Below are 23,611 nucleotides of genomic sequence, written 5' to 3' on the forward strand. Positions count from 1 at the left end.
TTGGAAATAGATATAAACAAACAAAGCAAGTCAGTATTGATTTGTTCTGTCAGTTTCAAACTTGTCGCCTCGACGTCCTATTCCGGACGCGGGTGACGCAAGATGTGCATCGGTTACTTGTAGCTGGTGCAATCAAACATTTATGGAGAGTTTGATCCTGGCTCAGGATGAACGCTGGCGGCGTGCTTAACACATGCAAGTCGAACGATGAAGCTGGAGCTTGCTCTGGTGGATTAGTGGCGAACGGGTGAGTAACACGTGAGTAACCTGCCCTTGACTCTGGAATAAGCGTTGGAAACGACGTCTAATACCGGATACGAGCTTCCGCCGCATGGTGAGGAGCTGGAAAGAATTTCGGTCAAGGATGGACTCGCGGCCTATCAGGTAGTTGGTGAGGTAATGGCTCACCAAGCCTACGACGGGTAGCCGGCCTGAGAGGGTGACCGGCCACACTGGAACTGAGACACGGTCCAGACTCCTACGGGAGGCAGCAGTGGGGAATATTGCACAATGGGCGCAAGCCTGATGCAGCAACGCCGCGTGAGGGACGACGGCCTTCGGGTTGTAAACCTCTTTTAGTAGGGAAGAAGCGAAAGTGACGGTACCTGCAGAAAAAGCACCGGCTAACTACGTGCCAGCAGCCGCGGTAATACGTAGGGTGCAAGCGTTATCCGGAATTATTGGGCGTAAAGAGCTCGTAGGCGGTTTGTCGCGTCTGCTGTGAAAACTGGGGGCTCAACCCCCAGCCTGCAGTGGGTACGGGCAGACTAGAGTGCGGTAGGGGAGATTGGAATTCCTGGTGTAGCGGTGGAATGCGCAGATATCAGGAGGAACACCAATGGCGAAGGCAGATCTCTGGGCCGTTACTGACGCTGAGGAGCGAAAGCATGGGGAGCGAACAGGATTAGATACCCTGGTAGTCCATGCCGTAAACGTTGGGAACTAGATGTAGGGGCCATTCCACGGTTTCTGTGTCGCAGCTAACGCATTAAGTTCCCCGCCTGGGGAGTACGGCCGCAAGGCTAAAACTCAAAGGAATTGACGGGGGCCCGCACAAGCGGCGGAGCATGCGGATTAATTCGATGCAACGCGAAGAACCTTACCAAGACTTGACATATACGAGAACGGGCTAGAAATAGTTCACTCTTTGGACACTCGTAAACAGGTGGTGCATGGTTGTCGTCAGCTCGTGTCGTGAGATGTTGGGTTAAGTCCCGCAACGAGCGCAACCCTCGTTCTTTGTTGCCAGCACGTAATGGTGGGAACTCAAAGGAGACTGCCGGGGTCAACTCGGAGGAAGGTGGGGATGACGTCAAATCATCATGCCCCTTATGTCTTGGGCTTCACGCATGCTACAATGGCCGATACAAAGGGCTGCAATACCGCGAGGTGGAGCGAATCCCAAAAAGTCGGTCTCAGTTCGGATTGAGGTCTGCAACTCGACCTCATGAAGTCGGAGTCGCTAGTAATCGCAGATCAGCAACGCTGCGGTGAATACGTTCCCGGGCCTTGTACACACCGCCCGTCAAGTCATGAAAGTCGGTAACACCCGAAGCCAGTGGCCTAACCCGCAAGGGGAGGAGCTGTCGAAGGTGGGATTGGTAATTAGGACTAAGTCGTAACAAGGTAGCCGTACCGGAAGGTGCGGCTGGATCACCTCCTTTCTAAGGAGCATGTGCAACTCGGTTTTCGTCTCTGCGGTATACACAGAGTCAAAGATTGCCGAATTTATGTTGCATAAGTCGTACTGCCCTGTTCGGGGTAGACGGCGCTCATGGGTGGAACATTGACATTGTGATCAGAGGAACTGTTGTTTCTTTAGTACGCCAGCTTTTGTTGGTTGGAACGAGGGGTTTCAGGGGTGCTGGTCTTTGCACGTTGTTGGGTCCTGAGGGACCGGCCATGAACCTTTGGGTTCGTGTTCGTACCTTAGGGCCGGAACATCCGTAAGGGTGTTTGGGTCTAACGGATCCTGGTGCCATCTCCGACTTGTTGGGGGTGGTGGAGGATACCGCCCGTATTTTGAGAACTACACAGTGGACGCGAGCATCTTAGATTCGACCGAAAGGTCGAATCACAAGAAATAACAATTGCTGTCATGCCTTTGGGTGTGGCAGTTCATTGGTCAATCTCAACACTTTGGTGTTGCGATCGATTCTTATACTCATGTGATATCAATTTTCTAAGAGCAAACGGTGGATGCCTTGGCATCTGGAGCCGAAGAAGGACGTATAAATCTGCGATAAGCCTCGGGGAGCTGATAATAGAGCTTTGATCCGAGGATTTCCGAATGGGGAAACCCCGCTGGGCGTTGCAAGACGACTCAGTGACTCCCGCCTGAATATATAGGGCGGGTAGAGGGAACGTGGGGAAGTGAAACATCTCAGTACCCACAGGAAGAGAAAACAACCGTGATTCCGTTAGTAGTGGCGAGCGAAACCGGACGAGGCCAAACCGATCATGTGTGATAGCCGGCAGGCGTTGCATGGTCGGGGTAGTGGGACTTTTCAGCTGTTACTGCCGTACAGCAAGGATTACAACGATATATAGACGAATGGGATTGAAAGCCCAGCCATAGACGGTGCCAGCCCGGTAGTCGAAATGTGTCAATGGTCCGAAGAGTATCCCAAGTAGCACGGGGCCCGAGAAATCCCGTGTGAATCTGTCAGGACCACCTGATAAGCCTAAATACTTCCAGATGACCGATAGCGGACAAGTACCGTGAGGGAAAGGTGAAAAGTACCCCGGGAGGGGAGTGAAATAGTACCTGAAACCGTTTGCTTACAAACCGTTGGAGCAGCCTTAGTAGCTGTGACAGCGTGCCTTTTGAAGAATGAGCCTGCGAGTTAGTGATCAGTGGCGAGGTTAACCCGTGTGGGGCAGCCGTAGCGAAAGCGAGTCTTAATAGGGCGTTTTAGTCGCTGGTTCTAGACCCGAAGCGAAGTGATCTATCCATGGCCAGGTTGAAGCGCGTGTAAGAGCGCGTGGAGGACCGAACCCACTTAGGTTGAAAACTGAGGGGATGAGCTGTGGATAGGGGTGAAAGGCCAATCAAACTTCGTGATAGCTGGTTCTCTCCGAAATGCATTTAGGTGCAGCGTTGCGTGTTTCTTGCCGGAGGTAGAGCTACTGGATAGCTGATGGGCCCTAAAAGGTTACTGACGTTAGCCAAACTCCGAATGCCGGTAAGTGAGAGCGCAGCAGTGAGACGGTGGGGGATAAGCTTCATCGTCGAGAGGGTAACAGCCCAGACTACCAACTAAGGTCCCCAAGCGTGTGCTAAGTGGGAAAGGATGTGGAGTTGCATAGACAACCAGGAGGTTGGCTTAGAAGCAGCCACCCTTGAAAGAGTGCGTAATAGCTCACTGGTCAAGTGATTCCGCGCCGACAATGTAACGGGGCTCAAGCACACCACCGAAGTTGTAGATTTCGTATTTTAGGTAAGCCTTCGTGGTTCAGCCGTACGGAGTGGTAGGAGAGCGTCGTGTGGGCAGTGAAGCGGCGGTGTAAACCAGCCGTGGAGCCTACACGAGTGAGAATGCAGGCATGAGTAGCGAAAGACGGGCGAGAAACCCGTCCTCCGAATGATCAAGGGTTCCAGGGCCAGGCTAATCCGCCCTGGGTAAGTCGGGACCTAAGGCGAGGCCGACAGGCGTAGTCGATGGACAACGGGTTGATATTCCCGTACTGACGAAGAACCGCCCAAACTAATCCAGTGATGCTAAGTATCTGAATCCCCTAGATGGATCCCTTCGGGGTGAAGCGTGGGGCCTAGCGTACGACCCTATGCTGGTGCGGTTAGCGTATTAACAGGTGTGACGCAGGAAGGTAGCTGAGCCGGGCGATGGTTGTCCCGGTCTAAGAATGTAGGCCGAGAGATAGGCAAATCCGTCTCTCATTAAGGCTGAGACTCGATGGGTAGTCCTCACGGACGAAATCAGTGATCCTATGCTGCCAAGAAAAGCATCGACGCGAGGTTCAAGTTACCCGTACCCCAAACCGACTCAGGTGATCAGGTAGAGAATACTAAGGAGATCGAGAGAATCGTGGTTAAGGAACTCGGCAAAATGCCCCCGTAACTTCGGGATAAGGGGGGCCTAAGGCGTGAACGGACTTGCTCCGGGAGCGCTGCAGGGCCGCAGAGACCAGTGGGAAGCGACTGTTTACTAAAAACACAGGTCCGTGCTAAGTCGCAAGACGATGTATACGGACTGACGCCTGCCCGGTGCTGGAAGGTTAAGAGGAACGGTTAGCCGTAAGGCGAAGCTGTGAATTTAAGCCCCAGTAAACGGCGGTGGTAACTATAACCATCCTAAGGTAGCGAAATTCCTTGTCGGGTAAGTTCCGACCTGCACGAATGGCGTAACGACTTCCCAGCTGTCTCAACCGCGAACTCGGCGAAATTGCACTACGAGTAAAGATGCTCGTTACGCGCAGAAGGACGGAAAGACCCCGTGACCTTTACTATAGCTTTGTATTGGTGTTCGGTGTGGCCTGTGTAGGATAGGTGGGAGACTGTGAAGCTTGGACGCTAGTTCAGGTGGAGTCATTGTTGAAATACCACTCTGGTCATATTGGATATCTAACTTCGGACCGTAATCCGGTTCAGGGACAGTGCATGGTGGGTAGTTTAACTGGGGCGGTTGCCTCCCAAAAAGTAACGGAGGCGCCCAAAGGTTCCCTCAACCTGGTTGGTAATCAGGTGTCGAGTGTAAGTGCACAAGGGAGCTTGACTGTGAGACTGACAAGTCGAGCAGGGACGAAAGTCGGGACTAGTGATCCGGCAGTGGCTTGTGGAAGCGCTGTCGCTCAACGGATAAAAGGTACCTCGGGGATAACAGGCTGATCTTGCCCAAGAGTCCATATCGACGGCATGGTTTGGCACCTCGATGTCGGCTCGTCGCATCCTGGGGCTGGAGTAGGTCCCAAGGGTTGGGCTGTTCGCCCATTAAAGCGGTACGCGAGCTGGGTTTAGAACGTCGTGAGACAGTTCGGTCCCTATCCTCTGCGCGCGCAGGAAATTTGAGAAGATCTATCCCTAGTACGAGAGGACCGGGATGGACGAACCTCTGGTGTGTCAGTTGTTCCGCCAGGAGCACCGCTGATTAGCTACGTTCGGAATGGATAACCGCTGAAAGCATCTAAGCGGGAAGCCAGCTTCAAGATGAGATTTCCATGGCCTTAGGGCTGAGAGACTCGCAGCTAGACTACTGCGTTGATAGGCTGGATGTGGAAGCAGGGACTAAAGACCTGTGGAGCTGACCAGTACTAATATGTCGACAAATTGATAACACCCCACCTCACTGGGCGACCTTCGGGTTGTCGAATGGTGACTGAGAAGAATTCTCGCGTCCACTTTGTGGTTCCCGATTTACGGTCGGGAACTGCGCCCAGCACACACTGCTGAGCACCCACCTTGGTGGAATGCTCTGTGATGTGAACTGGCCCAGACTGATACATAAATCAATAGTGTTTCGGCGGCCATAGCGAGAGGGAAACGCCCGGTTACATTCCGAACCCGGAAGCTAAGACTCTCTGCGCCGATGGTACTGCAAGGGGGACCTTGTGGGAGAGTAGGACACCGCCGGACTTAAATTGTGAGATAGCCACACCCTTCGGGGTGTGGTTATTTTGCTTTAACCAAGCGCCCGCACTGGCAGCAGACAGGCTCGCGGCGTAGCGTGAAGGGTAGATGTACCGCTGGCCCTCCCGCGAACTCCTCACCTCAGGGCAACCCCGCGGTGCACCTCACGTGCCAGGAGGCAACCATGCAGGTCATCGTCAATACCGATAACAACATCACTCTCAGCGAAGACACGATTGCCGCAATCACTGCGGAGCTCGAGAGCAAGCTCGCGCATTTCAGCGCCCACCTCACACGACTCGAAGTCCACTTGAGCGACGAGAGTGCCGGTCGCAGCACCGGTGGTGACATCCGCTGCCAGCTTGAAGCTCGCCCCGAAAACCGTACTCCGGAACTTGCTACCGACAACGCGTCGACGGTAGATTCTGCAATCAACGGTGCCACGCGCAAGATGCAGCACGTGCTCGAGACCACCTTCGGCCGTGCCGACCAGCACAAGGGCGCCAGCTCAATGGGCGGTGTCGAACCCCGCTAACGCGCGAGCAGCCGCTGGGCCGCGTTATCGTGCTTCGAGGCGGCCGGCCGCGATTTCGCGATCGACCATCGCTTCGAGCGCATCAGCGAAAGCGGATGCGGCTGGCGACAGCCGACGGGTGTTGGCCCAGCGTAATCCGATCTTCCGGGACGCATTCTCCGCGTTCACGGGAACGACAACCAGGCTGTTGTCGCGCACGATTCTGGTACCCAAGGCACCCATGATTCCGATCCCCAATCCGGCACGGACGAAGGAGAACACGGTCGTCGGCTGGGTTACGGCGAGGCTGCGTTCGTAGTCGAATTCGACATGCTCCAGGAGCTCCCGGAACTCGAGTCCCACGTGCGGGTCGAGACCAGCCTCTCCGGTTGTGATGACCGGTTTGCCCACGAGCTGCTCCAGCTCAAGAAAGCCTGCTGAGGCCGCCGGATGATCGAAGGGCACGACGGCGCGGAACGGGTCAGTCAAGAGGGCCCGCTGCGCGATACCGAGGCGCGGCGTGATCTCCATCGGGCTGATTCCCAGTTCGATCGTGCGGTGCGCGAGTGCCTCATCCAGCCAATTGTTAGCACCTTCGTGCACTTCAAAACGGACTTCGGGGTGCGTTTCGGAGAACTCCGCAAGCAGCGGAGCGATGAGCATCGCGCTGACGCTCGGTACGCTTCCCACTGCGACATTGCCCCGTACTTGGCCCTGACCGGCCGCCACCGCGGCCAGCGCCGACTGCCACTCCGTGACGGTTGCACGAGCATGGGGCAGAAACGCGGTGCCAGCAGCGGTCAGCGTTGGCGGGTGCACATCCCGGTGGAAGAGTTGAGCGCCAAGCTCGGCTTCCAGCGCGGCCACATGGGCGCTGATCCGAGACTGCGAGCGATGGAGGGTGCGGGAGGCCGCGGTAAAGCCGCCCTGCTCGTGCACGGCGAGAAACGATCTGCACCAGACGAGTTCCATGCTGCAACCTTAGCGACCGAGCGTCATCCGCTCATCTGTCGGACGCTGCGGCGCGGGAGGCTCCGGAATGGGCCCGGCGAGAAGCGGGTCGTGGGTATCCCGCATGAGCTTTTCGAGTCGGGCGACAAGGTCGGCGCGCAGGTCGGCATACTGCGGATCGTTGATGAGGTTGGTGAGCTCCGAGGGATCCGCGGCGAGGTCATACAGTTCCTCGGCGGGCCGCGGATCGTTGGGCCAGTCACCCATCCCGGCTCGGGTCGCGCTCTCCTCTAGGTCGAGGGGAAGCGGCACTCGCACGCCCTGCTCGAAGTTGCGAATGTACTTGGCGCTCGGGGTGCGGATGGCACGGATCGGGTCATAGCGATCGTGGAAACTCTTTTCTAGCAGGAGTTCGCGGGTATCCGGTGCTGCTTCATCCGTTGTCTGCAGGCGAGTGAGGATGCTCTCGCCCTCGAGTTCGTCGGACGGTGTTCCGCCGGCAACGGTCACGAGCGTCGGCACGATGTCGAGGTGGCTGACGATGTGGTCGCGGCGGCCAGGCTCAACCCCGAACGACTCCGGGGGGCGAACGATGAAAGCGACCTTGACTCCCGAGTCGTAGAGGGTGCTCTTGGCGCGCGGGAAGGCGACCCCGTGGTCGGTCGTGAAAATGATGAGGGTGTCGCGGCCCTTGGGCGATGCGGTGATGCGGTCGATGATCTGGCCGACCGCGGCATCCATCTGGCGAATGGCTCCGTGGAAGGCTGCGATGTCGTTGCGTGTGTCTGCGTTGTCGGGGAGGTACGGCGGCACGTCGACGGTGGCCGGATCCGCGTACTCGTAGTCTTCGGCTGGCCAGGGGCGGTGGACTTCCCAGATGCCGATCGTCAGCAGGGTGGGGGTGTCGTCGCGCGGCTGGCCGTACCACCAGTCAACACGGCGGGCGACCTCCATCGCGCGAGGAAGGAATCCAAGTCCGTGCACTTCGTCGTAGCCGAGCACGCGGGCATCGAAATCTTCATGCTGCAGCCCGATCAGAGCGCTTCGGTAGCCTTCGCGGCGCAACAGCTCCGGCAGCGTAGTGACGCCGGGCTTGTACTGCCAGCCAGCATGAGTGAGACCCATGAGTCCGTTTTGGTGCGGCAGGCGGCCGGTGAAGATGGAGGAGCGTGCGGGAGTGCACAGCGGTGCGGTCGCGAAAGCTGCATCGAAAATGACGCCGGAGTCAGCGAACGCCTCAAGGCGGGGACTGGGCACCGACGGCATGTCGTAGCAGGAGAGCCAATCGCCGAGATCGTGGCAGTGGATGAGGACGATATCTGGCTGGGAGACCATCGTGGCAACTTTCGTGTGAGGAGGGGTGAAGAAGGAACGCTCAGCGCGGGGGAGCGGTGGTGAGGCCGACGCCCCCGCGCTGAGAAGGAGCGACTAACCCATGGGGTAGCCGGCATCCTCGACTACTTGAGTGACCTGCTCCTGCAGTTGAGCCATACCGTCTTCGGGGCTTACGTCACCAGCAGCGATCGCGGCGATGATGGGCTCAGAGACGGTGAGGAACTCGGTGATGAAGGTGAAGCGGAACGGGCCGACGGCGGTCGGGGCTGATTCGCGAACGACATCCAAGTAGGCGCTTGTTTCCGCGCTGAGACCCTCAGCGTCGTAAGCGTCGTCGCGGGTGGGGATTCCACCAGCTTCAGCGAAGATCTCCATGCCGTGCTCGGAGGTGACCCAGTCGATGAAGTCGACGGCGAGTTCGCGACGATCTTCGGGAAGGTCGGCGGGCAGCGCGAGGTTCCAGAGTCCACTGGCGGATGCTGCTCCGGGCAGCACCGCGTAGCCAACCTTGCCGACGACATTGGAACTGGACTCGTCATTCATGCTGCTCGCTGCTGCGGCGACGACATCCAACTGTCCGGCGTCGCCACCCTGCATGGCGGCGATGGCTTCGGCCTGACCGACAGCCTTGGGGTCGGCGGGGCCGAGCTTGGCGAGTTCGCGGAAGTCACGCGCGGCTTCGAGAGCCTCGGGGGTGTTGAAGGCGGGGGTCCAGTCAGAGCCTTCGTCGACGAAGAAGCTTCCGCCGACTCCGTGAAGCAGACCAGCGAAGTCGTAGGTGACGCCGGGAGCGCCGGGGATTCCCTGGTAGCGCTGCACGTAACCGTAACGGGCGGCATCCGCATCAATCATTGCTTGGCCGTTGGCAATGGTCTCGTCCCAGGTTGTGGGAACCGAGAGGCCGAGATCGTCGTAGATGTCGGTGCGGTACATCAGAACCTGCAGGTTGCCCATGAGCGGCAAGCTCGTCACGTCGCCGTCGGCGGAGAAACTGCGCGTCTCCGAGTTCCAGTTGGTGACGTTGTTGTAGGTGAAGATCTCGGGGTCGAGGGTGTAGCCTGCCTTCGCCTCGGTGAAGGGCATCAGGATGCCGGAGTCGTTCAGTTGAGCGAGATCGACTTCGTTGACCTGGTAGACATCGAAGGTGTGGTTGCCGGTCTGGGCGTCGTTGAGCACTTGGGTTTTGACGTCAGCGTTAGGGAAGGGGCGAAGGTCAACGTCGACCCCGGTCTCTTCTTCATACGCCTTGACGACCGCGTCGTAGGCCGGGTTCCACGGAGCCTGACTAGTGATGACGACGAGGCTGTCGCCGGAACCGAGAGCTCCGCCGGTAGTGCTGCCTGAGCATCCGGTGAGGGCAATGCTCATCGCGGCGACACTGCCGATTGCGATGAATGCTTTCTTCATGAACATGTACTCCTAGCTGTGAGTGGAAACCAAACAGGGCGGGCCTGTTTAGCCTTTGATAGCGCCGGCAGTGAGCCCAGCGACGATTTGGCGGTTGGCGAAAATGGACATGACGATGATGGGGATTGCAGCGAGCGTTCCGGCCGCAGCCAGTTCGCCCCACGTGACCGCGAACGGTTGCAGTAGGCCGGCGATGCCGACAGTGACGGGCGCGGTAGCTCCGCCGGAGGTGAGCGTGAGGCCCATCTGGAACTCGTTCCACGCCATGATCGCGGTGAAGACGCCGACGGCGGCGATGCCGGGGCGAACGACGGGGAGCATGATCCGCAGCAGCACTGTCAGCTCGCTGGCACCATCCATGATTCCGGCTTCGCGGAGTTCTTCGGGGATGGTCGAGAAGTACGACGACATGAGCAGCACCGCGAAGGGAAGGTTGAGGAAGGCGTTGACCAAGACGAGTCCGCCGACGCCACCGATCAAGCCGAGGTCCGAGAGCAAGACGTAGAGGCCGGGCAGCAGCGTCATCGGCGGAATGAGTGGGATGAAGCCGGCGATCACGAGCGCCGGGATAGTGATCCAGCGTGGCGGGTGCAGTCGGCTGAGCGAATAGCCGGAGAGCGTGCCGATGACGAGGCAGATGGCGACCGTGCCGAGCACGATCAGGAGGCTGTTGCCGATCTGGGCAATGAAAATGCCATCTTTGAAGACACGTTCAAAGTTGCCGAGCCAGAACGGGAAGTCCCAGCTCGAGGAGACGATGGCACGGTTGGGGAGGAACGCGAGCAGGGTCGTGAAGGCAATCGGGATGATGCTGAGCACCAGCACAAACCCGAGGGTGATCTCTACGCCGAGGTTGCGCTTCGTGCCGGCGGTCTGGGCGTCGCTCATTTTTCGACCTTCGATCGGGTGAATAGCACGGCGCCAAGAACCAGCGCAGTGAGGATGACAACCACGAGCGAGAACGCTGACGCTTCGCCGAACTGGAGGCTGTCGAAGAAGAGAGTCTTGATGTGTTGCGTCACGAGCGTTGTCGCAAAGTTGGGCCCGCCCGAGGTCAGGAGGTACATCTCGTCGAACGCCTTCACTCCCATGATCACTCGCACGACAACGACCGCAGCGATGGCGGGGCGCAGAGCGGGAAGCACCACGTGCTGGATGATGCGCCACTCGTTAGCGCCATCGACCCGAGCGGCCTCGAGGGTTGCTCCGTCGATGCTCTTGAGAGCGGTATAGAGGAAGAGGAAGACGACCGGAGTCCAGTGCCAGACATCCACCACAATCACCGCAGCCATAGCGGTTGATTCTTGGCCGATCCACCCTTGGAGCGGCAAGCCGAGGGAGTAGAGCGCCTTGTTGAGTCCGCCGGCGGTAGGGCTGAGCAGAAGCAGCCACATCAGACTGACGACAACCGGGGCGATCACGGCAGGCCAGATGAGAACGTTGCGCGCCAGCGGGAGGAGGGTGATGGCGCGATCAACGAGCAACGCGAGCGCGAGGCCAACAATCAACGACAGAACAACGGTCGCCGCAACGAAAATGACGGTGTTGCCGAGCGAACGAAGACCATTGGCATCGGTGAGCACGGCGCCGAAGTTAGCAAACCCGATCCAGGTCCACTCAAAAATACCGCCCCGGATCTGAACATCGGAGAGAGCCATGCGGACGACCTGGCCGAGCGGGTACGCGGCGAAGATAGCCCCAAAGACAATGAACGGCGCGAGGGCTACGATCGCGAAGACGGGCTTAGGGCGAGAACGCTTGCGGGCGGTCGGGCGCGGAGAGGCCGATCTCGTGGCGTTGGCGGTTGCGACCATTCTCGATACTCCATCGTGTCGGGCGGCCTGCGAAGCACCGCGAATCCCACGGTAGGGCGCTCGCTAACTATCTGTCCAACACGTAGTTCAGAAGGTGGCTATCCGCTTAACGGATGGGGTGCGTTAGCGCCGCCGCACCAGCAGTGATTGCGCACTTTGCGTACCTCGCGACAAAAACAGCGAGGGCCGCCGCATGATGCGGCGACCCTCGCTGAGGCAGGTGTGGGCAGCTAGATGATGCTGCGGCCCTCGGCGCGTGCTTCACGCCAGTCCTTGACGAAGCCGCGCACGAGTACGAAGAGTACGCCGGCGACGACGATTGGCCAGACGAGCATATAGATAGCGATGACGATTTCCATGGTGGTCTCCTAGCGGGTGGTCGGGGTTGATTTGCGGTCAAAGTCGGCAGCAGCATCCGTCACAACATCGAAGTCACCGGTGCGATCACTGATGACCTTGAAGTCGAAGTTCTGGGTGCTGCGGAACGACATGAAGTAACAAATCACGGTGCTCACGGCGTACGCGACTAAGGACCCGCTGAGCACGGCGTAGTCGTGAAGGAACCCGATGGCGAAGGGGGCGGATGCGACGGAAGCCACGATGCCGACGGTCATGCCGACCTTCTTGCCGAAGAAGCCGAACGCCATGATTCCGAGAACCACGCCGATACCGATGACCGACAGGACATCGATTGCGATTCCGTAGGCTCCCGTGAGCTCGATCCACTCGAACCGCACCACAATGAAGACGATGAGCGCGACCAGCACCGATGTCGTGAAGGCGGCGTTGGTGACCTTCTTCCAATAGAAGCTGGCGATTACCGGGAACACCAGCGCGCCCCAGAGCGCGCCGACAAAGACCAGCAGATCGAGAATGTTGAGTGCTCCGCTCGCAAAGTACAAGCCAGCACCGGTCGCGACGATCATGGAGATGCGCCCGACGAGCAACATCGTCTTGGGATTGGCCTTGCCCGGCTTCGCAATGTTCTGGCCGTAGATGTCCGCCATCATGATCGATGACAGTGCGGAAAGATCGGAGTCTGCCGTGGAGGCGAGCGAACCGATAATCATGATGAAGAGAACACCGAGGAGCACCGGGCCGAGGAACGTACTGGCCAGCTGCGGGATGAGGTTGTTGGTGTCTCCGTCGACGGGCTCGATGCCGAGGTAGAGGGCCATCACGCCGAGCATCCCGATGCCGATGATTGTCGCACCGTAGCCGACTGTCGCCGTAATGAAAGTGGGCTTGATGAGGTCTTCACGCACCGCGAAGAGTCGCTGGGCAATCGTCTGGTTGCCGATGGCGTACGCAAGAACCGCGGCAATGTAGGGAGCGCCCTGGTTGAGGAAGGCATCCGAAGAGAAGAAGTTTGACTGTTGCGGGGTGAGGTTCGATGCCCCAGCGATGAGCATGTCGGTGCCGCCAGCCGTGAAGAACACGGCGGGGACGATGATGATGACCGCACCCAGCATCGCCACTACCTGCGCGAAGTCGGTGAGCACGGACGCGCGGAAGCCCGACCACAGCGTGTACAGCAGGACGCCGCCGGCAACGAACAAGATTCCCTGCGTGAAGCTGAACGGCGAGAGCATCGAGATGAGCGCTCCACCCGCGATGAAGTTGGACGTGAGGCTGATGACGCTGCCGAGGACGTTAGAACCAGCGAGCATGAGTTGACTGGAGCGACCGTGGCGGGCGCGCATCACCTCAGCGAGCGTGTGGGCACGCGGGGCGACCGCACGAATGCGTTTGCCGAAGGGATAGATGAAGAGGATCATCAGGGCGCCCCACAGCCCATAGTGAATGGGGCCCGAAATGCCGTACGTGTAGCCCGAGGTTGCGGAGGCGTACATGGAGGAAGCCCAGATCCACGTTGCGGTCATCGAGGCCGCGGAAATGCCGAAACCGATCTTGTGGCCCGCATTCATATAGCCGTCAGCGTTCTCCTTCTTTTTGCCGATCATGATCGACATGATCAAGGTGCCGCCGAAGAATACGACGAGGAGTCCGACCACGATCGGTGCTCCCAGTTGTTGCATTTCCATTCAAGTCCTCTCAATGGCAGGGCTAATCCTGTTAGGCAGAATCTGTCCCGATTTATGGCGTGCGCCGACCGCCAATAGTGCGTGTGGGCGGTTCGAGCTCATCGATCATCAGATGTAGCTCAGACGCTGCGTAGGCCTTACGCCCTCGCCGTAGGTCAGCCAACTCGCCGCTCAGTCGCGATCCGCGATATCCCTCCGGGGGAACTCAAGCGTGAAAGGCGAGCAACGAGGGACAACGACCTCGAACTCATCGACCTTAGCAAAATTCTCAGTCAACTTTGACGGCGATGGTCCGTTCGGGGTGCGCACTTCGCTCCGTTTCGGAGACCTCACTTACGCTGCTACCGTGACGTTTGCAGCTAGTTTTCATCCCACTGCTGACAACACTTTCAGCGAAAGGGAAACCATGTCATCGGATTCCGCCCCCACGTTCGATTCTGCCCAGCCCGCCGCATCCGCTTCACCGGCCGCCACGGTTTCGGCTGCTTCGTCGGCGCCACACCCTGACCGCGGCGACCCGCGCCTGCCGCACTTGCGCAATGCCACCGGCTTTGTCGAGTACATGAAGTCGGGGTGGGCGACTCCTGATCGCACGCCCGACACGGTTCCCGGCATCGCGGCGGCGACGGCAGCACATCGTGCACGCCTGAGCCCGGCGTTTCCCGGCCGCACGATTGTGGTGGCCGGCGGTGTCGCTCCGGTGCGCGTAAACGACAACTACTACGGCTTTCGCCCCGACAGCAGCTTCTTCTGGTTGAGCGGATGCTCGGCTGAAGACGCCGTACTCGTGATGAGCCCCACGGCCGGCGGCCACGAGGCCACGCTCTTCATTCCCGCACCGGCATATCCGGGCGAAGCGGACTTCTTTGCGAATGCCGCGCACGGCGAACTCTGGGTTGGCTCCGCACCGGGCATGCCCGAGTGGACGGCCGCGCTGCAGATTGAGACGCGTCCACTCTCGGAACTCGAAACAGCGTTGAACCGCGCGAGTGACATTCTGCTCACCGGCTCACTGCACGGAGCCCACCGGCTGCTGCGCGACATCCCCGTTTCGCAGGATCTTGGCCGGGTGCTCTCGGAGATCCGTATGATCAAAGACGAGTGGGAGATAGCCGAACTGCGCGGTGCCGTGAACCACACGATCGAGGGCTTCAAGGCGGTGGCGCGCGAGATTCCGCAGGCTATTCAGTTCGGTGGCGAGCGCTGGTTGCAGGGCACGTTCGACCGCTACGCGCGCACCGTCGGCAATGGCACCGGGTACACGACGATCGTCGGAAGCGGCAAGAACGCCCCCGTGCTGCACTGGGTGCGCTGCGACGGCCCCGTGAATCCCGACGCCGCCGTGCTGCTCGACATGGGTGTGGAAGCTCGCTCCTTATATACGGCGGATGTCACGCGCACGCTGCCGGCATCCGGAACGTTCACGACAGCCCAGCGCCAAGCGCACGACCTCGTCGAGAAGGCGCACCGCGCGGGACTCGCGGCGGTCGGCCCCGGCAAGATCTTCAGCGACTTTCACCTTGCCGCGCTCGAAGTGATCGCGACCGGACTGCACGACTGGGGCATGCTTCCTGTCTCCGTCGATGAGGCGCTGAGCGCTCAGGGTCAGCACCACCGTCGCTACATCGTGTGTGGCATCGGGCACCACCTCGGCCTCGACGTTCACGACTGCGCGCAGTCGAGCTATTCCGCCTACCAGAGCGGCGAACTCCAGCCCGGAATGGTCATGGCAGTCGAGCCCGGACTCTACTTTCACGAGTGGGACCTGACCGTGCCGCCCGAGCTGCGGGGCCTTGGTGTGCGCATCGAAGACAACGTGCTCGTGACGCCGACAGGCCACGAAGTGCTCTCGGATGCCCTGCCAATTACAGCGGATGGCATCGAAGGGTGGATGCGCGCGCTGTAACCAAGGACAATGGGTGGTGATCGCTCATTTTCTGAAAGGTGCATACATGGAATTCTTCGCCACTGGCGGACTCGTCCTCCTCATCGGGATCGGGGTGGTCGTTCTTGTTGTACTTTTCTTGGTCATGCTGCTGATCGCCCGCGCCTGGTTCAAGGTCGCTCGCGCCGACGAGGCCTTGGTTGTCTCGGGTCGTTCGCAGAAGGATGGCGCGGGTAATGACTCCGCTGTCACCGTTATCGTCAACGGCAAGGCTTTGGTCAACCCGATCACGCAGCGCCACGAAACGATTTCGCTGCGTTCGCGCCAAGTCTCGATGACCGCAGAAGCGCAGTCAGCAGACAACGTGACGCTGCAGGTTGAGGCCGTGGCGATCGTGAAGATCGGTTCTGACGCGAACCTCGTGCGCCGTGCCGCCGAGCGCTTCGCTTCACAGGACAGCGCGATCGAGCAGTTCACGACCGAGCAGCTTGAGGGTGCTCTTCGTGGTGTCGTCGCGACGCTGTCGGTCGTTGAGCTCATGCGTGAGCGCAAGAAGTTCTCCGACCAGATCGCTACCGATGTCTCCACCGAGCTGTCGGAGCAGGGTCTGATTCTCGACTCGTTCCAGATCAAGGGCATCGGTGACAAGGTTGGCTACATCCAGTCGCTCGGAACCCCGCAGATCGAGTCGAAGCGTCGCGAAGCAGAGCTCGCTACGGCCGATGCGAACCGTGAAATCTCCAAGCGGAACATCACCGTTGCTGAGGCAAACCTGATCGAGCAGACCGCGCTCGACAAGAACACCGCAGACTCCAAGGCAGAGGTCGGTAAGGCTAACGCTGAAGCCGAGCAGGCCGAAGCTCTCGCTCGCGCCCGTGCCGAGCAGGGCGTTCTGCAGCAGCGTGCTGAGAACCGTCAGGCAGAGCTCGACGCTGACGTGAAGCGTCTCGCTGACGCCAACCTGTACAAGGCTCAAAAGGATGCCGACTCCGACGCCTACCGTCTCGTCAAGGGTGCCGAAGCTCAAGCTCAGATCGCCGCCGTTGAAGCCGAAGCAGTGCGCGTTCGCGCCGCTGCTGACGCGGATGCCACCCGCCTTGCCGGTGAAGCAAAGGCTGCCAGCATCGAAGCAGAAGCTGGCGCGCTCGCCAAGCACCAAGACGCGCTCCTCGCGCAACGTGCCCTCGAAACTCTGCCGCAGGTTATGGAGCAGTGGGCCAAGGGTTACGGCCAGATCGGTTCTGTCACCGTTATCGGCGGCAGCGGAGCCAGCGGTGGAGACACCGTCGGCACCGAAAGTGCTGTCGCATTGCGCGGCACGTTCGAGTCGATCAAGGCTGCAACCGGTCTCGACCTGGCGTCGATCATCCAGGGCCGCACCGTCGGTCAAGCGGTCGGCGAAGGCGCTCGCGGTGAGTCAGGCGACAGCACTCTTGCCGCCACGCTCGCGCACGCCGCTAACACGGTGGCGGATGCCGCACCCCAGTCGGCTCCGGTCGCTACCGAGGGTGACACTGCCGAGTAGCACTCCGCATCTCAGCTAGAACGGCAATGGCCGGGCATCCTCGCGGGTGCCCGGCCATTGTTGTTTGGGTTGCCTGTGGTGTGCGTGACGCTTGAGCTAGGAAGCCTTCCCGCCGACGCGATCGCCACGCAGCGACTACTAGTCGTTGTCGCTGACCTCGTCGGCGCCATCCGGATACACGTCGAGCTGCGGCTTGCGGGCGAGGAAGACGATGCTCGCCACGAGGCCGCCCCAGACGAGCACGGCGGCGACGAGGAAGAACGTGATGGCGATGCCGCTCATTTCTTGAGCTCCTTCAGTGCTTGGGTGCTGGGCCACGGGGCGAAGTCATCCGGATCGTGCTTCCAGCGCAGAGCCGTCATCGTGATTGCGCCAATCAGGATCACTGCGATGGTGCCCCAGCCCGCAATCGCCAGGTACCAGAGCGGGTAGCCCTCGTAGCCTTCTGTGACGAGCACGATGATGCGCTGGATGAGCATGTAGAGCAGCACCGCCGGGGCGAGAACGCCGACGAGGAGCTGCCAGATTCGCCCGACCTTAAAGGTGGAGACAGCGTTGAGATGGCCGGCCAGTTCGGGGCCCTTGCGGAACACCCAGATCACGAGAATCGTGGACGCGATCGCCGCGACGACGATGCCGATATTGTTCGCCCACTGGTCGACGGTATCGAGAGTGATCAGGCCGGTAGTGGTCGAGAACAGCAGCACGGAGACGATCGCGAGAGCGGAACCCACTCGAATCGAAGCCTGGCGGGCGCTGATCCCGAACTTGTCTTGGAAGGCGGAGGACACGACCTGAAGCACGGACAGCAGGGACGTGAATCCGGCCATGACGAGCGAGCCAAAGAACAGTGCGCCGAAGAGGGGACCGCCCGGCATTTGCGACACGATCGCGGGGAACGTGATGAACGAGAGCCCGACACCGGTGATGCCTTCGAGCTCATCAATGCCGACACCTTGTTGGAAGGCGAAGAAGCCGAGAGTCGCAAAGACTCCGATACCGGCGATGATCTCGAACGACGAGTTGGCGAAGGCGACGACCAAAGCAGGCGCCGTGACGTTGGCCTTGCGGTTGCGGTACGACGAATACGTGATCATGATGCCGAAGGCGATCGACAGCGAGAAGAAGATCTGACTGTACGCGGCGATCCACACGCTGGGGTCGCCGAGCGCCGAGAAGTCTGGAGTGAACAGCGCGTCGAGGCCGGTCATTGCACCGTCTAAGAACAGCGCCCGCACGACAAGGATCAGGAAGGCGACGACGAGCAGCGGCAAGAAGATCAGATTGGCGCGCTGCACACCCTTGGCGATGCCAGAACCGAGCACAGCCAACACCGCAACCCACACGAGCACCAGCGGGATGAGAACCGCGGGTACGAACTGCGCGCTGAAACCGGGAGCTGACGTTTGGAGGAATTCGTTTTGGAAGAAGCCAGCGGTGTCATCACCCCAGCGCAGATCGAAACTGAACGTGAAGTAGCTGGCCGCCCACGCGACGACCGCCGCGTAGTACACGGCGATGACGATGCAGATCCACACTTGGAACCAGCCAAGCGACTCGAGCCACTTGCCGGCCTTGCCGCCGAGACGACGGAACGCGGTCGGTGCTGAGCCGCGAAAGCGGTGCCCGATCGCATAGTCGAGAAACAGAATCGGGATGCCGGCCGTGACCAGTGCGATCAGGTACGGAATCAGGAATGCCCCGCCACCGTTCTCGTAGGCGACGCCGGGGAAGCGCCAAATGTTGCCGAGCCCCACGGCGGAGCCGATGGCCGACAGGATGAAACCAAGCTGGCCCGACCACTGTTCACGGGGCCGCGAGGCGACCGTTCCGTGTTCTCCCGAATGCTGTTTCGTTGCCACAGTTGCTCCTCTGTGTGATGGTCACCCGAATGACCGTCGCTGGGGCCGCCCCGAAATAGTGGCCCGCTACCCCCGAGGGAGTGTTCTCACGTTAACACTCGAGGGTGTCGCATTGCGACTTGTGACCGCACGAGAGACGCGAACTTCGGCGCGAATAGTGGCGGGCCAGCAGCCTGAAACCTAAGCGCTCACCGCCATCAATTGAACGGTCGCCGCGGTGCCGACGTCCTTTGGCGAACCGGCGGAGACGGTCATGGTGCGGGCAACGGCATCCAGCGTCACGGTGGCGAGCGTGGCCCAGCGGTCGCCGAAGACAGCGCCGGGAGCCGGCACGCAGCACAGCTGGGCGGCATCGCCGGGCTCCGAGAGCAGGTAGGGCAGTAGGTCGCGAGCGACCGCGGGAAGCGGGTTTGCGGCGACTCGTTCGACGAGTACGTCGTAGCGCGCTTGAGTGTCGGGGTCATAGAGGCCGAGCTTCTCGCCCTTGCTGAGTACGGGATCCACAAAGTGATTGGTGTGTACCAGCACACCGTCAACGGGCTGCAGAACCGCGGCGCCTTCGGGGTTCAGCTCCACAATTACGGCACCCTCGGGGCTGACAACCGTGATCGCGCTCGAGGTGCTGACCGGAGCGGTGCTGAGGATCCGCACGGCCTCGGCGAGCGTGGAGGCTTCGGCAAGCACGCGCGCGCCGACCAAGTGAACGGGTACGCCATCCGGTCGGTCGGCGGTGTGGCCGAGAATATTGAGCATGATGCCCACGCCAGCATCGTTAATGCCGATCTTGCTGAGGATGCCGTGCTCGGTGAGCCCCACAAAATTGCGCGGGGTGCCCGAGACTTGCTGCAGGTGCCAGAAGGCAGAGAGCTCTTCGTGCCAGTCCCACGTCTGGGCGCTCACCGGGTTGCCCGCGGCGTTCACGACCGTGGAACATTCGCCCGGCTTTGCGCCGACCGAGCGAGACAGGATCTCGGTGCGGGCGTTGAGCGCCCCGATCTTCCACAGCGGAATCTTGCTCCCTGAGGCAACGCCGCGCATCTCATCAGCGAGATCGGCGCTCCACGCTTCGGTGACCACGACGGCTTGCTCGCCGTGCTTCTGCACCTCGGCGCGAGGGATGCCCGAGGTCTCGAACAGGTCGAGGTAGATCTCGACTCCCTGACGCAGCGCCTCGGCGGTGTCGAGCCCGCGAGAGAGCCCGCGCTGAAACGCATCCACTGAATCGATGCGGATGATGGTGGGTGTCGTGCCGGTCATGAAGCGATCTCTTCTCGAAGCTTGGCGATCATTCCGCGTTGTGGTTTCCAGCCCGGGCGCGGAGCGCAGGCGAGCAATAGGCGGGTGTACGGATGCTGGGGTGCGGTGAGCACTTCGGTGGTCGTTCCGCGTTCAACGATGGTTCCCTTGCGCATCACGACCACCTGGTCAGCGATCATCTGCACGACAGAGAGGTCGTGAGTGATGAAGAGGTAGGTGAGCCCCTGCGAGACGCGCAGCTCGGCTAGGAGCTCCAAGATTTGCGCCTGCACTGTTACGTCGAGCGCCGCGACCGACTCATCGAGCACGATGACCGAGGGGTTGGCGGCCAGCGCGCGAGCGATAGCCACGCGCTGTTTCTGGCCGCCGGACAGTTCGCTCGGCAGGGCATCCATGAATCGTGTTTCAAGCCCCACGAGCGTGAATAGCTCGGCACAGCGTTCGCGTCGGGCGGGACCGCTGAGATCGGCGTGGGCACGCAGAACCTCGTCAACGGCAACCCGCACGGGCAGCCGACGGTTCAACGAACTTTGCGGGTCCTGAAACACCATTTGGATGTCGCGGGCCCGGCGCCGCAGTTCCTTGCGGTTCGCGCGCGGGGCGACGGGCTCACCGTTGACAGACACCTCGCCGGAGTCGGGAGTTTCGAGCCCCACGATGATGCGCGCGAGGGTGGTTTTGCCCGAACCGGATTCGCCCACGACGGCCAGGCACGAGCCCTTGTCGATCGTGAGCGAGACGGCATCGAGCGCCGTCATGCGCTTCTTGGGGCCGGTGGGAAACGTCTTGGTCAAGCTGGTTACGATGATTGCTGGCGTGGTCATGGTGTCGTGTCGCCTTCCAGAGTCCAGGTGATTCCCGCGGGGCGCGATTCCATCAGGGAGCGCGTGTACGGATGCTGGGGGTTGTCGCGAAGCTGCTCCGGTAGCCCGATTTCCACGATTTCGCCATCTTTCATGACGGCGATGCGGTCGCACACGGCGGCGGCGAGGTCGAGGTCGTGGGTGACGAAGAGCATGGCCATGCCGAGCTCGTGGCGGCACTCGTCGAGAATGGCCATCACTTCAGCTTGGGTGGTGACGTCGAGGGCGGTGGTGGGTTCGTCGGCGAGCATGAGCCGCGGCTTGCCCGCGATCGCTCCGGCGATGACGACGCGCTGCAGCATGCCGCCCGACAACTGGTGCGGGTAGGAACGCAGTACGCGCTCCACGGCATCGATGCCGACTTGCTCGAGCAGTTCGCCGGCCCGCAGCCGAGCGGTGCGAGTGGGCTGGCCTTGAGCGTCGTGCATTCCCTCGATGAGGTAGCGCTCGACGGGCAGGACAGGATTGAGAACCGCGTGTGGATTCTGGGCGATCATCGAAACATCGTTGGCCCGCATCCGCCGCAGTTCTTCGCCACGGAGGGCGCGAACGTCGACGTCGTCGAGGGTGATGGAGCCGGTGACTTCGGAGCCGGTGGGCTCGATCTGCAGAATTGAGCGCAGGGTCATCGACTTGCCGCTGCCGGATTCGCCGACGAGTCCGACGGCTTCTCCGGTGGCGACAGCAAGGGAGACATCGCGCAGAATCTGGCGGTCAGCGCCGATCGTGAGTGAGAGGCTGGTGATATCGAGCATCAGGCTTTCCTCCCTGCAGCGGCACGGCCGCCGAGTCGTTCGCCGACATAGCCGACTGCTGCCACGGTGATCACGATGCTGAGGCCCGCGAGCACGCTCTCGGCGGGGTAGCCGTTGAGCAGCGATTGTTGACCGTTCGACACCATGAGTCCCCAGTCAGCTGCGGGCGGTTGAACACCCAAACCGAGGAACGACAGTGCGGCGAGCTCGATCATGGCGAAACCAAAGTTGATGGTGGCACCCGTAACAATGAGCGGGGCAACATTGGGCAAGAGGTGACGCACGGTGATGACGGCGCCGGGGATTCCCTGGAGTTCAGGGGAGCGGATGTACGGCAGGTTGCGTTCGCGCATTGCCATGCTGCGCACCACACGTGCCGAATACGGAATATACGCAACCGCCAGTGCGAGTGCCGCCGTGGTGAGGCTCGGGCCGAAGACCGCAATCGCGAGCATCGCGAGCAGCAGGTTCGGGAATGCGAAGAGCAGGTCGAGAAGGCGGCTGAGCGCCGAGTCGACGAAGCCACCAAACCAGACCGCGGTGAGCGCGATGCCGGTACCGAAGATAGCGGTGATGACCACGACGATGAGCGGCCCGGTCAAGCTCGAGCGAGCTCCCCACACCAGTCGCGAGAAGATGTCGCGGCCGGCCTGGTCGGTGCCGAACCAGTGCTCGGCAGACATGCCTTGGTAGCGCTGGGTGACGGATCCGATGGTCGGATCGTAGGGGGCAATGATCGGGGCGAGGAGCGCGCCGAGAACCACCACGAGGATGATGCCGCAGGCAATGAGCCCCAGCGTTCCCATTCGTTCAGCGAATTGTTTCATCGGGTCTGCTGCACTTTCACTCGCGGATCGATGGAGGCATAGAGGAGGTCAACGAGAAGGTTGATCACACCGAAAGCAGCAACGAGCACAATCGCGATGGCTTGAACGACCGCGAAGTCTTTGCGCTGCACGGCGTCGACGAGCAGGGTGCCGATGCCGTCGAGCGTGAAGGCGTACTCCACGACGAACGAACCGGCGATGAGGCCCGCAATGTGAACGCCGACGATCGTGCTGACCGGCAGCATCGAGTTGCGGATGACGTGGCGGCGCATGACGAGGCCCTCGGCAACGCCGCGGGCGCGAGCCATTACCGAGTGTTCGGAGTCGCGCTCTTCGCGAATGGAGGTGCGCGTGATTCGCGCTACCACTGCCGCCGACGGCAGGGCGAGGGCGAGTGCCGGAAGGGTGAGGTGCCAGATGCGGTCGAAGAAACCGTCACCCGAGCCGAAGACGGGGAACCAGCCGAGGCCCACGCTGAAGATGCTCATCAGGATGAGAGCGGCGAAGAAGGTAGGGATGGCGAAGCCGAGGTTGGAGCCGAGCAGCACTACCTTGTCGACGATGCCGCCCTTGGTGCCGGCAACGATGCCGAGACCGACGCCCAACACGATGATGATGATGGCGGCAAGGGAGACCAGCATGAGCGTGGTCGGGAGGCGCCCGGCGAGGAGGTCGCCGACATCCTGCTGGTTGGCGAGCGAGCGACCGAAGTCACCCTGAAGAACGTTGATGAACCAGTTCCAGAAACGCACGAGGAAGGGATCGTCGAGGGAGTACTGGGCGCGAATCGCAGCGAGCACCTCGGGACTGACGGTTCGACCCTGAACCAGAAAGTTCTCGGGGCTGCCCGGAGCCGCATACATGGCGGCAAAAACAAGAAAGCTGGAGGCGATGAGGACCCCGATGAGGGCCGCCAGTCGTCGAAGGATGAAAGTCACTGCGGTGTCTACTTCCGTGGGGATGAAACCCGAGGGCTGCCAGCCGAAG

At 60.7% G+C, this 23,611-nt stretch carries 17 protein-coding genes and 3 rRNA genes; 6 read left to right on the forward strand and 14 right to left on the reverse strand.

Annotated elements, in window-relative coordinates; genetic code table 11:
* Positions 1-139: 139 nt before the first annotated feature.
* From ESZ53_RS11105 to ESZ53_RS11120, 4 genes are all read left to right on the forward strand, one after another.
* A 16S ribosomal RNA gene (locus tag ESZ53_RS11105) occupies positions 140-1,664 on the forward strand.
* Positions 1,665-2,172: 508 nt separating this feature from the next.
* Positions 2,173-5,292, forward strand: a 23S ribosomal RNA gene (locus ESZ53_RS11110).
* 181 nt (positions 5,293-5,473) lie between these two features.
* Positions 5,474-5,590 (forward strand): 5S ribosomal RNA (gene rrf, locus ESZ53_RS11115).
* Together the 16S, 23S and 5S rRNA genes form the textbook arrangement of a ribosomal RNA operon.
* 178 nt (positions 5,591-5,768) lie before the next feature.
* Positions 5,769-6,119, forward strand: a complete 351-nt coding sequence (locus ESZ53_RS11120; RefSeq protein ID WP_129072891.1) for an HPF/RaiA family ribosome-associated protein — start codon at positions 5,769-5,771, stop codon at positions 6,117-6,119.
* A 24-nt stretch (positions 6,120-6,143) separates the two neighbouring features.
* Here ESZ53_RS11120 and ESZ53_RS11125 read toward each other — a convergent pair whose 3' ends face one another.
* The 7 genes from ESZ53_RS11125 to ESZ53_RS11150 form a co-directional block, all read right to left on the reverse strand.
* Entirely contained in the window at positions 6,144-7,070 is a 927-nt protein-coding gene (locus ESZ53_RS11125; RefSeq protein WP_129072892.1) for a LysR family transcriptional regulator, read from the reverse strand.
* A gap of 9 nt (positions 7,071-7,079) precedes the next feature.
* Positions 7,080-8,384: a sulfatase gene (locus ESZ53_RS11130; protein WP_129072893.1), complete on the reverse strand. Its 1,305-nt coding sequence runs from the start codon at positions 8,382-8,384 to the stop codon at positions 7,080-7,082.
* A gap of 93 nt (positions 8,385-8,477) precedes the next feature.
* The gene (locus ESZ53_RS11135) at positions 8,478-9,791 is read right to left on the reverse strand and encodes an ABC transporter substrate-binding protein (protein WP_168187235.1); all 1,314 of its coding nucleotides are present in this window, start codon (positions 9,789-9,791) and stop codon (positions 8,478-8,480) included.
* A gap of 48 nt (positions 9,792-9,839) precedes the next feature.
* Complete coding sequence (locus ESZ53_RS11140; protein WP_129072895.1) at positions 9,840-10,679, reverse strand: carbohydrate ABC transporter permease; 840 nt, start codon at positions 10,677-10,679, stop codon at positions 9,840-9,842.
* A complete protein-coding gene (locus ESZ53_RS11145; RefSeq protein ID WP_129072896.1) occupies positions 10,676-11,605 on the reverse strand; it encodes a carbohydrate ABC transporter permease in 930 nt (309 codons plus the stop codon). Before ESZ53_RS11145 ends, ESZ53_RS11140 begins: the two co-directional genes overlap by 4 nt.
* 230 nt (positions 11,606-11,835) lie before the next feature.
* Positions 11,836-11,964, reverse strand: a complete 129-nt coding sequence (locus tag ESZ53_RS14405) for a putative transporter small subunit (protein ID WP_210403791.1) — start codon at positions 11,962-11,964, stop codon at positions 11,836-11,838.
* A 9-nt stretch (positions 11,965-11,973) separates the two neighbouring features.
* Positions 11,974-13,650, reverse strand: coding sequence for a sodium:solute symporter family protein (locus ESZ53_RS11150; RefSeq protein WP_129072897.1), 1,677 nt, complete (start codon positions 13,648-13,650; stop codon positions 11,974-11,976).
* A gap of 346 nt (positions 13,651-13,996) precedes the next feature.
* On the opposite strand from ESZ53_RS11150, the gene ESZ53_RS11155 reads away from it, so the two are divergent.
* Together ESZ53_RS11155 and ESZ53_RS11160 are read left to right on the forward strand one after the other, a co-directional pair.
* Positions 13,997-15,556, forward strand: a complete 1,560-nt coding sequence (locus tag ESZ53_RS11155; RefSeq protein ID WP_246837303.1) for an aminopeptidase P family protein — start codon at positions 13,997-13,999, stop codon at positions 15,554-15,556.
* 46 nt (positions 15,557-15,602) lie between these two features.
* Complete coding sequence (locus tag ESZ53_RS11160; protein ID WP_129072898.1) at positions 15,603-17,060, forward strand: flotillin family protein; 1,458 nt, start codon at positions 15,603-15,605, stop codon at positions 17,058-17,060.
* A gap of 138 nt (positions 17,061-17,198) precedes the next feature.
* On the opposite strand, the gene ESZ53_RS11165 is transcribed toward ESZ53_RS11160, so the two are convergent.
* The 7 genes from ESZ53_RS11165 to ESZ53_RS11195 form a co-directional block, all read right to left on the reverse strand.
* Entirely contained in the window at positions 17,199-17,342 is a 144-nt protein-coding gene (locus ESZ53_RS11165) for a MetS family NSS transporter small subunit (RefSeq protein ID WP_129072899.1), read from the reverse strand.
* Positions 17,339-18,922, reverse strand: a complete 1,584-nt coding sequence (locus tag ESZ53_RS11170) for a sodium-dependent transporter (RefSeq protein WP_129072900.1) — start codon at positions 18,920-18,922, stop codon at positions 17,339-17,341. The genes ESZ53_RS11165 and ESZ53_RS11170 overlap by 4 nt, the downstream gene beginning before the upstream one ends.
* Positions 18,923-19,102: 180 nt before the next feature.
* The gene (locus tag ESZ53_RS11175) at positions 19,103-20,179 is read right to left on the reverse strand and encodes a C45 family peptidase (RefSeq protein WP_129072901.1); all 1,077 of its coding nucleotides are present in this window, start codon (positions 20,177-20,179) and stop codon (positions 19,103-19,105) included.
* The gene (locus tag ESZ53_RS11180) at positions 20,176-21,003 is read right to left on the reverse strand and encodes an ABC transporter ATP-binding protein (RefSeq protein WP_129072902.1); all 828 of its coding nucleotides are present in this window, start codon (positions 21,001-21,003) and stop codon (positions 20,176-20,178) included. The genes ESZ53_RS11175 and ESZ53_RS11180 overlap by 4 nt, the downstream gene beginning before the upstream one ends.
* Entirely contained in the window at positions 21,000-21,797 is a 798-nt protein-coding gene (locus tag ESZ53_RS11185) for an ABC transporter ATP-binding protein (protein WP_129072903.1), read from the reverse strand. Before ESZ53_RS11185 ends, ESZ53_RS11180 begins: the two co-directional genes overlap by 4 nt.
* The gene (locus ESZ53_RS11190) at positions 21,797-22,624 is read right to left on the reverse strand and encodes an ABC transporter permease (protein WP_129072904.1); all 828 of its coding nucleotides are present in this window, start codon (positions 22,622-22,624) and stop codon (positions 21,797-21,799) included. Before ESZ53_RS11190 ends, ESZ53_RS11185 begins: the two co-directional genes overlap by 1 nt.
* A complete protein-coding gene (locus ESZ53_RS11195; RefSeq protein ID WP_129072905.1) occupies positions 22,621-23,562 on the reverse strand; it encodes an ABC transporter permease in 942 nt (313 codons plus the stop codon). Before ESZ53_RS11195 ends, ESZ53_RS11190 begins: the two co-directional genes overlap by 4 nt.
* Positions 23,563-23,611 lie beyond the last annotated feature (49 nt).

The sequence above is a fragment of the Salinibacterium sp. UTAS2018 genome (assembly GCF_004118935.1).
Lineage (GTDB): Bacteria > Actinomycetota > Actinomycetes > Actinomycetales > Microbacteriaceae > Rhodoglobus.